10 protein-coding genes are annotated in these 13,195 nt (G+C 64.5%); 4 read left to right on the plus strand and 6 right to left on the minus strand.

The window, feature by feature from the left end:
- Positions 1 to 20 precede the first annotated feature (20 nt).
- On the minus strand, positions 21 to 3,272 hold the full coding sequence (locus BLU88_RS03040) for a hypothetical protein (protein ID WP_231939557.1): 3,252 nt from the start codon (positions 3,270 to 3,272) through the stop codon (positions 21 to 23).
- A 173-nt stretch (positions 3,273 to 3,445) separates the two neighbouring features.
- Here BLU88_RS03040 and BLU88_RS18480 point away from each other — a divergent pair, with 173 nt between their 5' ends.
- The gene (locus tag BLU88_RS18480) at positions 3,446 to 4,351 is read left to right on the plus strand and encodes a flagellar basal body-associated FliL family protein (protein WP_231939558.1); all 906 of its coding nucleotides are present in this window, start codon (positions 3,446 to 3,448) and stop codon (positions 4,349 to 4,351) included.
- A gap of 52 nt (positions 4,352 to 4,403) precedes the next feature.
- Here the strand turns inward: BLU88_RS18480 and BLU88_RS03050 are convergent, their stop codons facing one another.
- On the minus strand, positions 4,404 to 5,813 hold the full coding sequence (locus BLU88_RS03050; protein WP_092009884.1) for an APC family permease: 1,410 nt from the start codon (positions 5,811 to 5,813) through the stop codon (positions 4,404 to 4,406).
- Positions 5,814 to 5,959: 146 nt separating this feature from the next.
- Here BLU88_RS03050 and BLU88_RS03055 point away from each other — a divergent pair, with 146 nt between their 5' ends.
- Positions 5,960 to 6,352, plus strand: a complete 393-nt coding sequence (locus BLU88_RS03055) for a hypothetical protein (RefSeq protein ID WP_092009887.1) — start codon at positions 5,960 to 5,962, stop codon at positions 6,350 to 6,352.
- Here BLU88_RS03055 and BLU88_RS03060 read toward each other — a convergent pair.
- Positions 6,288 to 7,214, minus strand: a complete 927-nt coding sequence (locus BLU88_RS03060; protein WP_092009889.1) for a LysR family transcriptional regulator — start codon at positions 7,212 to 7,214, stop codon at positions 6,288 to 6,290. The genes BLU88_RS03055 and BLU88_RS03060 overlap by 65 nt on opposite strands.
- 154 nt (positions 7,215 to 7,368) lie before the next feature.
- Between BLU88_RS03060 and BLU88_RS03065 the strand changes: the two genes are divergently transcribed.
- Both BLU88_RS03065 and BLU88_RS03070 read left to right on the plus strand, forming a co-directional pair.
- Positions 7,369 to 8,730 (plus strand): aromatic ring-hydroxylating oxygenase subunit alpha, encoded by a 1,362-nt coding sequence (locus BLU88_RS03065; protein ID WP_407922847.1) that lies wholly within the window; start codon positions 7,369 to 7,371, stop codon positions 8,728 to 8,730.
- A complete protein-coding gene (locus BLU88_RS03070; protein ID WP_092009891.1) occupies positions 8,727 to 10,001 on the plus strand; it encodes a hybrid-cluster NAD(P)-dependent oxidoreductase in 1,275 nt (424 codons plus the stop codon). The genes BLU88_RS03065 and BLU88_RS03070 overlap by 4 nt, the downstream gene beginning before the upstream one ends.
- Before the next feature lie 9 nt (positions 10,002 to 10,010).
- Here the strand turns inward: BLU88_RS03070 and BLU88_RS03075 are convergent, their stop codons facing one another.
- Genes BLU88_RS03075 through BLU88_RS03085 form a run of 3 tightly spaced genes read right to left on the minus strand, consistent with a single transcriptional unit; the run spans position 10,011 to position 13,194 of the window.
- On the minus strand, positions 10,011 to 11,552 hold the full coding sequence (locus BLU88_RS03075) for an ABC transporter substrate-binding protein (RefSeq protein WP_092009893.1): 1,542 nt from the start codon (positions 11,550 to 11,552) through the stop codon (positions 10,011 to 10,013).
- Positions 11,552 to 12,367, minus strand: a complete 816-nt coding sequence (locus BLU88_RS03080; RefSeq protein WP_092009895.1) for an ABC transporter ATP-binding protein — start codon at positions 12,365 to 12,367, stop codon at positions 11,552 to 11,554. The genes BLU88_RS03075 and BLU88_RS03080 overlap by 1 nt, the downstream gene beginning before the upstream one ends.
- A complete protein-coding gene (locus BLU88_RS03085; RefSeq protein WP_092009897.1) occupies positions 12,364 to 13,194 on the minus strand; it encodes an ABC transporter ATP-binding protein in 831 nt (276 codons plus the stop codon). Before BLU88_RS03085 ends, BLU88_RS03080 begins: the two co-directional genes overlap by 4 nt.
- Position 13,195: the final 1 nt, after the last annotated feature.

Here is a 13,195-nt window from a genome sequence, read left to right on the forward strand (position 1 = left end):
GTCGGGCCACACCGTCTCGGTCACCAGTCCCAGGGGTCGTCGTTGACGGTGATGACGATCTTCCCGTCGACGATCTCGGCCGTGCCGTTGAGGTCGAAGGACACAGTGTCATCGAAGGGTTCGGACTCGTCGAACATGTCGTAGCTGCCGGTCACGAGTGCCTCACCGGAGGTGTCCGAGGAGATCAGCCACGCCGGACCGCCGTTCGGGCCGATCGCGTCCTCGGGGTTCGAGTACTGGTCGGCACCCATGGAGTCATCGGCGACGGTCACCGTCGGGTATGACGAGATCGACCATGTGAGGCCCGTGGCGTCATAGCTTTCGGCCAGTGAGGACCCGAACGGGCACCCGTCGGGCTGGGCGACGGACTTCTTCGCGCAGCTGTCGATGAGCGTCTTGACCTGCTTGTCGACCTCGGTGCGGAACGCGTCCGAGGGGTGAGCCGAGAGCACCGGCGTGTCCTCACCCTCCATGTTCGCGTCATCGCCGAGGAACGCCCGAACTTCAACCGCGTCGGCGGTGATGAGATCGGACTTCTCGGCCAGGTCGATCGTGTAGAGACCCGGGAAGGCCGGCAGGGACAGGGTCGACCCGTCGCTGTCGACTTCGATTCCGTTGACCTTGACCTTCTTGAGGCCGGGAGTATCGACGGTGAGGGTGAGCAGATCCGGGCTCTTGAGCGCCCAGTCGTCGAAGAACAGCGCCTTCTTCCCAGCCTTGTGCAGGGTCAGTGTGCTGTTGCCCTTGGAACCGCCGACATCGTAGGTGACTGCGACCGTCGCGGTGTCTCCGGAGATCTCGGCATCCTCGACGGTGACATCGTCGGGCAGTGCCTTCGAGCCGCCGAGGACGTCGTTGGTCAGCAGGGTTCGAGACTCCTGTGGAACGTCGACGTCTGCGACCTTGAGTGCGCCCTCGGCATCACCGTCGGAGAGCTCCCCGAAGTACTTCTCCACCGTCGCCTCGGGACCGAACATGTGTCCGTTGAGCTGGGTGACGACGATGAGGGCGGCCACGAGGAGGAGGACAGCACCTCCGGCGACGACCGAGACGAGCTTCGCCTTCTTCTTGTCGAAAGGTTGGGCCGGACCTGCGTACGGCTGCGCGGCGTACATTCCCTGCGGTGCCGAGTACGACTGCTGCCCGGCAGAGCCCTGCGGCCAGGCATAGGCCTGTTGACCGGACGGAGTCGGATGCTGTTGCGGACCCTGCTGAGGAGAGCTCGGGGCGGAAAGATGTTGGGGATCCTGCTGCGCACCGCCCGGTTGGGCCTGCGGCTGACCCTGTGAGCCGAATGCTTCCGGCGGTGCGGGCTGACCCTGATATCCGACAGGACCCTGTGGACCGACTTCGCCGGGTCCGGGAGCAACCGGCGGCGGTGTGGGAGCCGTGGCTTGAGCCAGATCGGGATGGACGAATGCGAACTGCGGTTCGCTCATCCCCAGATACGGTCCCCAGTGCGGGTGCACCGTCCGTCCGGCAGCGATCCGTGCCACCGCGGGGAAGGTGAGGGCCAGACGTGGGCCCAGCGTGCGCGAGAGCACCTCGATGATTCCGCCCCAGATGGCGAAGATGAGGAACGTCCACGCCAGCGGACCGATTCCTGCACGGGCCGCACCGGAACCGCCGAAGAACATGGCCGCCTCGGCGGATCCGGACATCGACATGTTCGCCGGAATGGCCAGTAGCGACAGCAGGCCCCAGACGAGGCAGAACGCCACCGGCAGCTTCCACGCGCTCGACCACTGCTGTTTGTCCTGCTCGATCACGGTCCAGGCCGGACGCCGCGTGACGGTGGCGACGATCGTTGCGATCAGCACCGCGGCTGCGACGACGAGCAGCCCCAGCCACAGCAGTCCGGGAGCCTCACGGTTGAACAGGGTGAGGCTTTCGCTGAAGGTGTCCGAGTAGAAGCCCAAATCGCCCTGGGCGGTGGCGCTGATTCCGCCGAGGTGGGTCAGTGAGGTGAGGATGAGTCCCATGTTGATGAATGTCAGCGGGACCAGCTGGCCCGGCATCTCGACGGACAGCGGCAGGACGAAGAGCGCGACGACCGAGAACACGGCCACGTTGAGTGCCAGATGGATCCAGGTCACCAGCAGAGGCGGAACGGCCCAGCGCAGGAATGGTGCACCGATCGCCTCGGTGCCCTTGAAATGCCCGGCGACCCGGCCGGCGATGCTCGCGATGAGAATGACGAGCAGCGGCAGGAAGAACGATCGGGCCGTGACCGCTGAGAAGGTGAAGGTGAACGATCCCTCCTCTTCGAAGGCGGAGGCGCGGGCGGCGAAGATGACCTGGAAGAGGAAGAGCACGAGCGTCATCGCCAGGGTCGCGACTCCGATGCGGATCCATGTGGACACCCGATTGGGTGCGGGGGACCGGCGTTCGCTGATCTTCGTCGTCCACCACAGCAACCCCACGGTGACGATGGTGACCACCAGAGGTGCTCCGGTCGTGAAGATGCTCAGCTGGGCATTGAAGCTGTCAGGGGCGTTGATGTCCAGGCGCAGCGCCGCCGAACCGAACAGCGACAGGGCCATGAAGATGAATGGCAGGGCGTAGTTGAGGCTGTCGAGGTTGAGGCCGGTCTCCTCTGTCACGGAGCCGAACTCTGACATCGACGTGAGGATGACAGTGAGGATGATGGAGACGATGATGCCGCCGAGGAGGGCGATCCCCGGTGGGATCAGCGCAGTCTTCCACGTGGATCCCTTCCCCAGCGCCGAGGCGAATTTCGACTTCGGGGCATTCGCCGGGTAACCCGGTGGTGCGGGGTAGGGCATGGGACCGGATTGGCCGGGTTGGTAGGGGCCCTGCTGGTGAGGGATTTGCTGGTAGGGGCCGGGCCCTTGGGCGTAGTACGGACCTGCGCCCTGTGGATGTGGCTGCTGTTGGGCATCCGGACCCTGAGGGTACGCGCTGGCCGCCTGGGGCCGAGGGCCGGTGTTCACAGAGTCGTCCTCGGTGACGTTCTCATATGGGGCGACTGTCTGCTCGGCCGCGGGTGTGCCGTCTTCCGGCGGCGCCCAACGAGCAGTCTCTTCGGTGGAATCGGAGGAGGCGGGGTCCATCACCTCGGTCGTCTCCTCGTCGTGGGCTTCGGCGGTGTCCGGGGCGTCGGAGTCGGAACGCTCTTCGGGCTCGGCCTCTGCGCTCGCCTCCTCAGAAGGCTCGGGACGCTCTTGGTCCTCAGCGGCCTGGTCCTCGGTGGTCTGATCCTTCGGATCCTCGGCGGCGGTTGGTGTCGTCTCGTCGGATTCGTCGTGCATACCCAGTCCTCAAGTGCAGTTGCCCGACAGCTGCGCAATGTAGTTCAAATCGAAACAATCAACTGAGCAGATCAGGCATGTGTAGTTCACAACTTATATTAGGCTGTTAATGCAAGAGAAGTTCTATATTGGGACTTTTTCTGAAATACGGTGTGATCGATCTGGAGTTGCGGATGAGTACGAACCCTCCCGGGCGCGGGGATGAGAACGAATGGGACGTAAACGACCGGTCGGGAAGCCAATGGTCGTCGCAGCCCGGATCCCAGTCCGGACCCCCGTCGGGATCCCAGCCGAGTCCTCAAACGGGCAATGGCTGGGGCGCGCCTCCGCCGCCTCCTCCTTCGTCGTCGCAACCGCAGCGTCCCTATATCCAGACTCCGCATCCGCAGAGCGGCCCGCCTCCTCGCTCCGGTCAGCAAACACCCCAGCAGCCCTACGGCTATGGGCCGGGACCATATCAGCAGGCCGGACCGCCTGCGCAGAAGAAGCGCGGTGGACTGATCGCTCTTCTCGTCGTCGTCAGCATCGTCCTCGCGGGAGGCATCGGCTGGGGCGCGGCGAACTTCTTCTCGAAGGACTCCGAGGATCCCGCCACCGTCGCCTCCACGAATGAGCCGACGAGCACCGCCAGTGATGACAGTTCGGCTGGAGCCAGCAAATCACCCGAACCCACCGAGACCGAATCGGCGCTTCCCGACGACCCGAAGAAGGCACTCAAGCAGCTCGCCGATTCCGACGGACAGGCCGCGAAGAGCGAACTCGACGGCAAATGGGTGCCGCAGCTGAGTTCGAAGAAGGTCGGCCTCAAAGCCGAAGGAAAGACCTGGGACGAAGAGGCGATCCTCGAAGAATTCGAAGGACTGCGCGAAGAATTCCCCCGCGTGAAACTCATCTGGTCCGGCGACTTCAGCAGCTTCAAGGAGAACAACTTCTGGGTCACCGTCGTCGGCATCGGCTACGACGACCCGGAAGACGCCCTGTCTTGGTGCTCATCGCACGGACTCGGCGCCGACAGCTGCTACGCCAAACAGCTCAACACCTCCGGCGGTCACGACGGAACGACCCGCCTGCAGGACTGACGACCACCTCGCCGAGGCTGCCCGACCGTGGGTTCGGCAGGGGGCCGAGATCTCACGCTCGCAGCGTGCTCCGATTGTTCACCGCGAACACCGCAATGCCGATGACGAGCCAGATCGCTCCGATGACGAGGGCCAGCGGATTCGCGCTGACGAGCACAGCGATGAGCAGACCGGCGCCGATGACGGGAACGATACCGTGGTTGAACCAATTCGGAGCCTCACTGCCCTGCTTCTTCACGAGGAAGAATCCGACCACCGAGGCCTGGAGGAACACGAACGCCGTCAGCGCCCCGACGTTGACGATCGAGGTCAGCTGGTCGAGACCATCGGCACGGGTCGCCGCCCACCCGGCCACGATGACATTGCTTCCGGCGGCCACAAGGATTCCCTTCCACGGGACACCAGTCTTCGGGGCCACCTCGGCGAGGAATTTCGGCACCTGACGGGACCGTCCCATGTCCATGAGGATGCGGGAGCCGGCGGCCTGGCCGATCATCGCGGAGAACGCCGCGCCCACGGCCTTGGCCAGGGCGAGCAGCCAGTGCAGCCACGGTCCCAGAGTCGAGTCGACTGCGCTGTAGTAGGCGGCACCCTCGAGCGCGGGATCGGCCTGCAGCTCCGCGGGGGTCAGTGGTGAGAGCAGACTGCCCACCCAGGTCTGGGCGACAAAGAAGACACCGGCCAGCACGAGGCAGATGAGCGTGGCCCGGCCGACGATCCGCGGCCCGCCCTTGGCCTCCTCGGAGAACGTCGCGAGCGAATCGAAGCCGAGATACGACAGGACAGCCACGGACACGGCCGCGAGCACCGCGGTCACGGAGAACGTATCGACCCCGGTCAGAGGGGTCAGCCATCCCCGCGTCGGCCCATGCTGGACAAGGTAGGCGATGCCGAGGACGAGGACCAGAGCGAGGACGGCCACCTCGGCGAGGACGACTCCGGTGATCACACGGGAGGCGACCTTGACCCCAGCGAGATTGAGGCCGGTGGTGAGGACGACGGCGACGGCCACGAACACCCAGACGGGGACGGCCGGGAAGATCGAGTTCAGGGCGATCCCGGTGAACAGATAGGCGACCGAGGGGATGAAGAGATAGTCGAGGAGGATCATCCACCCGGCGACGAAGCCGGCCGGCTTCCCGATGCCCGCTGAGGCGTAGGCGAATACCGTGCCCGCACGCGGAACCTCCCGTGACATGCGCATATAGCTGACCGCGGTGAAGGCCATGACGATCGTCGCGACGATATAGACCAGGGCGACGGCCCCGCCCGACCGGGCATCGAGCGTGCCGAACACACCGACGGCGGCCGCGGGACCGATGAAGACGAGGCCGAAGAAGACGAGTTCGCTCAACCCGATCGTCCGCCGCAGGAGTCCCCCGTTCGCCGAGGCGGCCGTGTCCTCGGGCGCTGACGGATCGGTCCCGGTTCCGGATCGGTCGTCGGCAGTCGTGTCGTCCATCGTGGTGACGTCCCTTCGAAAAGAGGCCCGATGCGCTGAGCTCCGTGAGCTGTGTGCGTTCGGTGTGCGTGCGCTTCAACTCTACGCTCAGATCATGGTGTGGTTTCCGGTCCCCGATAGGATCGGGAGAGACGAAGGAGGCGCAGATGACGCATCACCCTCACTTGGCCCAAGCCGGTGGGTTCCCGACGACCGGGCGACCTGCGAAGAAGCCGTCTGTGGTTCCGGGAATCCTCCTCATCATCGCCGGAGCCCTCGGGCTCGGGGTGGGGCTGTGCATCCTCGTCATCCCCCTGTTCCTGTTTCTGGTCGGAGGCGGTGGGAACGTCGATGCCTTCGACGATTTCGCTGCGGGCTTCTATACCACCGGGTTGGTTGTGGCCGTCATCTCCGTTCTGGTGCTGATCGCCGGGATCGTCCTCACCACTGTCGTCGCCAGAAGGCGACGCAGAATGCGACCGCAGGTCTGGATGGTCATGCCCCCTGGCGCGCCGCAGTTTCAGCAGACTCCCGGAGGCCCTCCAACGCCGAGGCGATGATCGGCTGACTGCCCGAACCGCGGCGGATTCCCGACAGGATCTTCCGCGACGGCACCGGATCACCGCGCAGCGGCACACGCACCACATCGAAGCCTTCGGCCAGGCGCGCCAGGCGAGGAATGAGCGCGACCCCAAGACCCGCCGAAACCAGCGACGCTCCCGTTTCCCATTCGCGTGACTGGTGGGCCTGTTCCGGTTGGAAGCCTGCCGCCGCGCACGCTGTTCGCACCAGGCGGTGATACGGCGAACCCGTCCGATCGAGGATCCAGGATTCCTCGGCGGCCTGGCTCAACGCCACCGCTGACTTCTCTGCCAGAGGGTGTCCCACGGGAACCAGCAGATCGAGGCGATCGCTGAACAGCGCCGACTGCTCGAAGCGAGGATCGCTGCGCGGCGGCAGCGGGTCGGTGGCCACGACCACGGCGACATCGGCGTGTTCGGAGACAAGAAGGTCGAAGCACTCCTCGGGATCGGCTTCGATGATCGTGACCTCGGCACCCGGGAACCGCTCCATCACCGTCAGGGCAGTCGGTGGAAGCAGAGCGGCCGCAGCCGTGGAGAACCCGCACAGACGCAGCCGTCGGTTGCGCGTATCGAGCCCGGAGTCGAGACCGTCGAGCTCACCGCGGATCTCCTCCCACCGGGTGAAGAGCTCCTGCGAGCGTTCGAGGAGGAGCTGGCCGGCGCGAGTGAGCACGAGGCCGCGGCCGCGCGGTTCGACGACGCGCACACCGAGATCCTTTGATAAGCCTCTGAGCTGGTGCGATACGGCCGAAGGGGTGTATCCGAGGCGGTGCGCCGCCTCGGTGAGGGTGCCGACTTCGGCAAGGACCCGAAGGACGTGGAGGCGTGGATCAATCATGCAATAGTATTGCACGTTTCGGATGAAGAAGATTCGCTTTTCTTCAGCAAACCTCTGGCGGACACTGGGGGCAGGAGAACGAACTCCCGGGCGCGGCCGGCGAAGGGGCCGGGACGAGACGCGGTCGAGTCATTACGAAGAGGTGGTGGACGAATTGACTCTGGCGCCAGAGCAGAAGCGGACCGATTCCAGCACGAGCGGACCCGCCGGGTCGGGTGCGGCTGCCGGATCGGGCGGGCACGGCAGGACCGATATCGACCGGCTCATCAACGAACGTGTGCCCGGCTATTCGCTGGCGGCGCCGTTCTACATCAGTCCGGAGTTCTTCGCGCGCGATATCGAGGCGATCTTCGCCTCGACGTGGATCTTCGTTGCCTCTGCTGCCGAAGTGCCCGAGGCCGGTGACTATCTCACCATCGACATCGGCGCCTACTCCGTCATCGTCATCCGTGATGACGACGGTGAGATCCGCGCCCACCACAACGTGTGCCGTCACCGGGGCACTCGGCTGCTCAATGATCTGTCCGGCTCGGTGGGCAACATCGTCTGCGGCTACCACCAGTGGACGTACACACCGTCGGGCGAACTCATCTCCGCGGGTGCCCAAGCCCCCGGTTTCGATCGGTCCTGCTTCTCGCTGCGCTCGGTGAACCTCCGGGTCATCGGCGGGCTGATCTTCATCTGCCTCAGTCCCACCCCGCCTGATGACATCGACGAGGTGGCCGACGTCATCGAGCCCTATCTGTCCGGTCATGACATCGCCGGGACGAAGGTGGCTGCGCAGAGTGACCTCATCGAGGACTCGAACTGGAAGCTCGTCATGGAGAACAACCGCGAGTGCTACCACTGCGAAGCCGGGCACCCGGAGCTGACCTGCACGTTCTTTCCCACCTACGGCTACGAACCCGATGAGATCCCCAAGCGCCTGCAGCCGGCCTACCAGCGCTACCTCGACGCCGAGGAGCAGCTGCATGCCGACTGCGATCGCAATGGCCTGCCCTATGCACTCGTCGAGGAACTGAGCGGACGTCCCACCGGGTTCCGGATCGAACGGGCAGCCCTCGACGGGAAGGGCGAGTCATACACGATGGACGGATCGGCCGCCTCGGCGAGATTATTGGGCGACCTCGACACCTTCGTTCTGGGCCGAGCGTCGCTGCACGTGCAGCCGAATATGTGGTTCCACGCAATGGGCGACCACGTGGTGACGTTCAGCCTGCTGCCGCTCGCTGAGGACAAGACGCTGGTGCGCACGACGTGGCTCGTCCACGCCGATGCGGAGGAGGGTGTCGACTACGAGCTCGACAACCTCACGACGGTGTGGCTCAAGACGAACGAACAGGACGCGACCTTCTGCGAACGCGGGCAGCTGGGAATCTCGTCGCCGGCGTACGTGCCGGGCCCCTACGCCCCCACCGAATCGCAGGTCGATGACTTCGTCACCTGGTACATCGAACGCCTCAAGGCCCATCGAGAACAGCGAACCGTGCAGTTGGAAGGGGCTGAGCGACGATGAGGTACCGCCATTCGACATTCGCCCAGGCAGCGTCCGCGCCGGTGGGCAAGGCGACTTTCCGAGTGCCCACTCGGGGCAGGAGACCCGCAACCGCGGCCGCTGCCTCGCCGGTCTTCGATACGGCAGTCGAGCCTGTGCTCGCCACGCCGGTCGACCGGGCGCCCGCTGAGGCAGCTGGCCCTGTGTTCGCCGAACTTCAGCTCGATCCCGAACTGCTCACCGGCCCCGTCGAGGTCACCGGCATGACCCAGGTGACCCACGATGTGAAGACCTTCGAGCTGCGGGCGGGATGGATGGCTGCGGTCGATTTCGCCCCGGGCCAGTACGTGACGATGCGCATCCCCGAGCTCGGACTCGAGCGCTGCTACTCGATCTCCTCGGCGCCCTTCGGCACGAACATCTTCACCATCACGGTCAAGCGCGTGCCCGGGGGAGTGGTGTCGACACATCTGCACGACAACGTTCGGGTCGGCGATCAGCTGCACGTGGACGGGCCGTACGGGCTGTTCAGCACGAGCTTCCATCAGGCCGAACGTCACCTCTTCCTCTCCGCCGGCTCCGGAATCACTCCGATCATGTCGATGGTGCGCAGTCTGCTGGCCAGACAGGGAGCGTTCGGCACGGACATCGTCTTCATCCACAGCGCCTCGACGCCGCGCGATATCATCTTCCGCGCCGAGCTCGAACAGCTCGCCGAGGTCGCCGGAGTCAGCGTCACCATTCTGTGCTCCCGGGAATCCGAGACCGAGACCTGGGCCGGTCGGAGGGGTCGGATCGATGCGTCCACCCTCGCCGAGGTGGTCCCCGACGCGGCCGACCGCGAAGCCTTCGTGTGCGGGCCGGGTCCGTATATGGATGCGGTACGGCCCCTGCTCGCCGAGGCGGGGGTGGAGTCGGCGCGAATGCACGAGGAGTCGTTCGGCTTCGCCACTTCACCTGCCGACCGTTTGGCCAAGGCAGGTACGAGAGCCAAAGCTGCCGGAGCCAGCGTCGTCGGCGGCACTGGAGTGAGCCACGTCGTCGAGTTCGCGGTCTCCGGGCGCGTAGTCGACTGCGACGAGACCACGACCGTCCTCGATTCTGCTTTGGACGCCGGACTGTCCGTGCCCTCATCCTGCTCGGAAGGCGCGTGTGGAACCTGCAAGTCCGTGCTCATCAGCGGCGAAGTCGAGATGAAGCATGCGGGAGGCATCCGGCCGAAGGAGATCGCTGCGGGCAAGTTCCTGCCCTGCTGCTCGACTCCGCTGACCGACCTCGTCATCGAGAGGTGAGCTGCCTGCTCAGTGCTTGAGCTTCGTCTCCTTCAGCCCATAGGTGCCGAGGACGTAGGGTTCGAAGCCGACGACATCCCGGCTCATTCCGTACAGTGCCCGCTGGTAGGCGATCGGCACGATCGGGGCGTCATCGGCGACCTGCTGCTGGATCTGGGCATAGAGCTGGTTCTGCTTCTCCGGGTCCTCTTCGGCCACGGCCTGCTCGGCCCATTTCTCCACGTCGGGGTTGGCATAGCCCGAACGAACCCCGGAGTCGTCGGTGACGGCGAGGAAGTTGATCATCTGCGAAGTGTCAGAAACGTCGGACGTCGCATAGCTGACCTGAACTTGGAAGTCGCCGTTCGTGCGGTTCGTCGTCAGGGTCGCATCGTCGAGCTTTTGGACGTGAACGGTCAGGCCGATGTCCTGCCATGCTTGCTGGGCGATCTGCGCCAGCAGCTCACGATCGGCGACACCCGAGGGAATCTGAATGGTGATGTCGATTCCGTCTGGATGATCAGACTCCTTGACCAGCTGTTTGGCCTTCTCCATGTCGAACTGGCTGCTGTCGACCTTGTCTGCATGACCGGCAAGACCCGGTGAGATGAACGAGGTCGCAGGCTCGGCATAACCGGCGTAGACCACCTCGACGATGGATTTGCGGTCGACCGCATAAGACATGGCGCGGCGCAGCTTGGGATCGTCGAGTCCCTTCTCCTTGTTGTTGATGTTGAAGTAGAGAATCTTCGTCGAGGTGAAAGCCTGGGCATTGATGTCCTGTGAGCGCGAGAGCTGACTCATGCTCAGCGGTGCCGGTTCCTGATTGATATCGGCCTGACCGCCCTGCAGCTGCAGGCGACGAGTGTTGTCATCGGCAACGACGTTGAAGGTCACGGAATCCAGAGACGGGACTCCGTCCTGCCAGTAGTCCGGATTCTTCACCAGTTCGAGGCTCTGCCCCTTATTCCATCTGCCGACCTCGAACGGCCCAGTGCCGTCTGCGTGCGCTGCCATGTACTCGGCGTCGTGTCCGCCGAAGTCGTCAGGATAGATCGATGCGGCGAACAGCGCCATATAACTCGGCAGGGGACCCCACGGCTGCTTCAGATCAATGCGCACCGTGTGGTCATCGACCTTCTTCACGTCTTTGATCGGGTCGAATTCGGCTGCCCAGAGATTGTTCTCATCCTCCTGATCCCGCGCATAGTTCAGGGAGAAGACGACATCGTCGGCGTCGAGGGTCTTGCCGCTGTGGAATTTCACTCCCTCGCGCAGGTGGAAGGTCCAGGACATCTTGTCCTTCGATTCCTCCCAATCGGTTGCCAGTCCCGGTTCGACCCCGGACCCGTCGGGCTTGTTGAGTGTGAGAGTCTCATAGACCTGCTGCAGCGTCCAGATGTCTTCATTCTGGGTCGTCGTCGGTGGCAGCAGAGTTGTAGCATCGGCGGCACGAGCGAAGACGAGGTCGCCCCCGGGCCGGGCGGTCTTCTCTCCTGATGAACTGCACCCTGCGAGGACCAGGAGGCTGGCGCAGAGCGCGGCAGTCACCGCTGCGAATCTCTTGGTCATCACCCTTCCCCTCTTCGGATCCGATCGAGGTAAGCGCTGTCGAAGGTGGGTATCGCCTTCAGCAGCGTCTTCGTGTAGTCGTCGCGCGGGGACGTGAAGATCTCCTCGGTGGTGTTCTCTTCGACGAGACGGCCGTTGTGGATGACGTAGATCCGCTCGCACAGCTTCCTGACGACCGCCAGGTCATGGGAGATGAAGAGGATCGACAAGTCGAGTTCCTCGCGCAGTCGGGCGAAGAGTGCGACGATCTCTGCTTGAACACTGACGTCGAGGGCGGAGACAGCCTCATCGGCGACGATGATGCTGGGCTCGACGGCCAGCGCTCGGGCGATCGCCACCCTCTGCCTCTGCCCTCCCGACATAGCGGTCGGGGTGCGGTCGAGGAATTCCTCGGGAAGCCGCACCATCTCCATGAGCTCCGCACACCTGGCACGCACAGCGGAACCGGAGGCGAGACGATGATGGCGGATCACCTCGGATAGGGTGGCCCGCACCGTATAACGGGGGTCGAGGGAGGCGAAGGGGTCCTGGAAGACCATCTGCACTATCCGCCACTGAGCGCTCGTGCGCTTCTGTGCGAACTCCCGACCGTCGACGCTCACCGTGCCGTCGTAGTCACGCTGGAGTCCGCAGATGACTCGGGACAGAGTCGATTTTCCCGAACCCGATTCGCCGACGAGTCCGACGATCTCGCCGGGGCGGACCTGCAGGTCGGCGGAATTGACCGCGGTGAAAGCGCGGTCACCACGGCCGAAGGTGACGGTGACGTTCTCGGCGAGCAGACCGCGCGCCGGTGCCGGCTGAGTCTCGGTCATCGTGTCTCCTCGGCAAGGCCCGAATCGTCAACGTCCTCATCGATTCGCGGAGTCGCAGTCAGCAGTCGACGCGTGTACTCCTCCCGGGGATCGTCGAAGACCTCCTGCAGCACACCGTGTTCGACGATCTGCCCGTCCTTCATCACACTGATCGAGGAGCACAGCTGAGCGACGACCGCGAGGTCATGGGTGACATAGAGCAGACCGAGGCCCTCGTCCTGCTGCATGGTGCGGAAGAGATCGAGCACCTGTGCCTGGATAGTCACGTCAAGCGCCGTCGTCGGTTCGTCACAGAGCAGAATCTGCGGCTCCTGCGCCAATGCCGCCGCGATCATCACGCGCTGACGCATTCCGCCCGAGAACTGGAACGGGTAGTGCCTGGCTCTGCGGTCAGGGTCGGTGATGCCGACACGGTTCATGAGCTCGACGGCGAGGTCGTGAGCCTCCTTCTTCGACAGTCCTCTGCGCTCGGCGATGGCATCGGTGATCTGACGGCCGACCTTCATCACCGGGTTGAGCGCGATGGCCGGTTCTTGGAAGACCATCGAGATGCCGGTGCCGCGGATGCGCTGGTCGAATTGTCCACCCGGTCCGGAGGTGAGGATATTGCGACCGTCGAACCGGATCTCCCCGCCGACGACGGAGGCGCCGGGCGGGAGCATCCCGAGAATGCTGCGCAGCGTCATCGACTTGCCCGATCCCGATTCGCCGACGAGACCCATCGGCTCACCGGCCTCGAGGCTGATCGACACGTCGTCGAGGATCCGACGCCGTCCGGCCTCTCCGTCGAGGTCGACGGTGAGGGAGTCCACTTCGAGGATGGGCATG

It is taken from the genome of Brevibacterium siliguriense, assembly GCF_900105315.1.
Classification (GTDB): Bacteria; Actinomycetota; Actinomycetes; order Actinomycetales; family Brevibacteriaceae; genus Brevibacterium; species Brevibacterium siliguriense.

Bases quoted from the DNA above. Each gene is read 5' to 3' on its own strand.
- BLU88_RS03075 (WP_092009893.1), bottom strand. From the start codon at position 11,552: ATGACCAAGAGATTCGCAGCGGTGACTGCCGCGCTCTGCGCCAGCCTC.
- BLU88_RS03060 (WP_092009889.1), bottom strand. From the start codon at position 7,214: ATGATTGATCCACGCCTCCACGTCCTTCGGGTCCTTGCCGAAGTCGGC.
- BLU88_RS03070 (WP_092009891.1), top strand. From the start codon at position 8,727: ATGAGGTACCGCCATTCGACATTCGCCCAGGCAGCGTCCGCGCCGGTG.
- BLU88_RS03055 (WP_092009887.1), top strand. From the start codon at position 5,960: ATGACGCATCACCCTCACTTGGCCCAAGCCGGTGGGTTCCCGACGACC.
- BLU88_RS03085 (WP_092009897.1), bottom strand. From the start codon at position 13,194: ATGCCCATCCTCGAAGTGGACTCCCTCACCGTCGACCTCGACGGAGAG.
- BLU88_RS18480 (WP_231939558.1), top strand. From the start codon at position 3,446: ATGAGTACGAACCCTCCCGGGCGCGGGGATGAGAACGAATGGGACGTA.
- BLU88_RS03050 (WP_092009884.1), bottom strand. From the start codon at position 5,813: ATGGACGACACGACTGCCGACGACCGATCCGGAACCGGGACCGATCCG.
- BLU88_RS03080 (WP_092009895.1), bottom strand. From the start codon at position 12,367: ATGACCGAGACTCAGCCGGCACCGGCGCGCGGTCTGCTCGCCGAGAAC.
- BLU88_RS03040 (WP_231939557.1), bottom strand. From the start codon at position 3,272: ATGCACGACGAATCCGACGAGACGACACCAACCGCCGCCGAGGATCCG.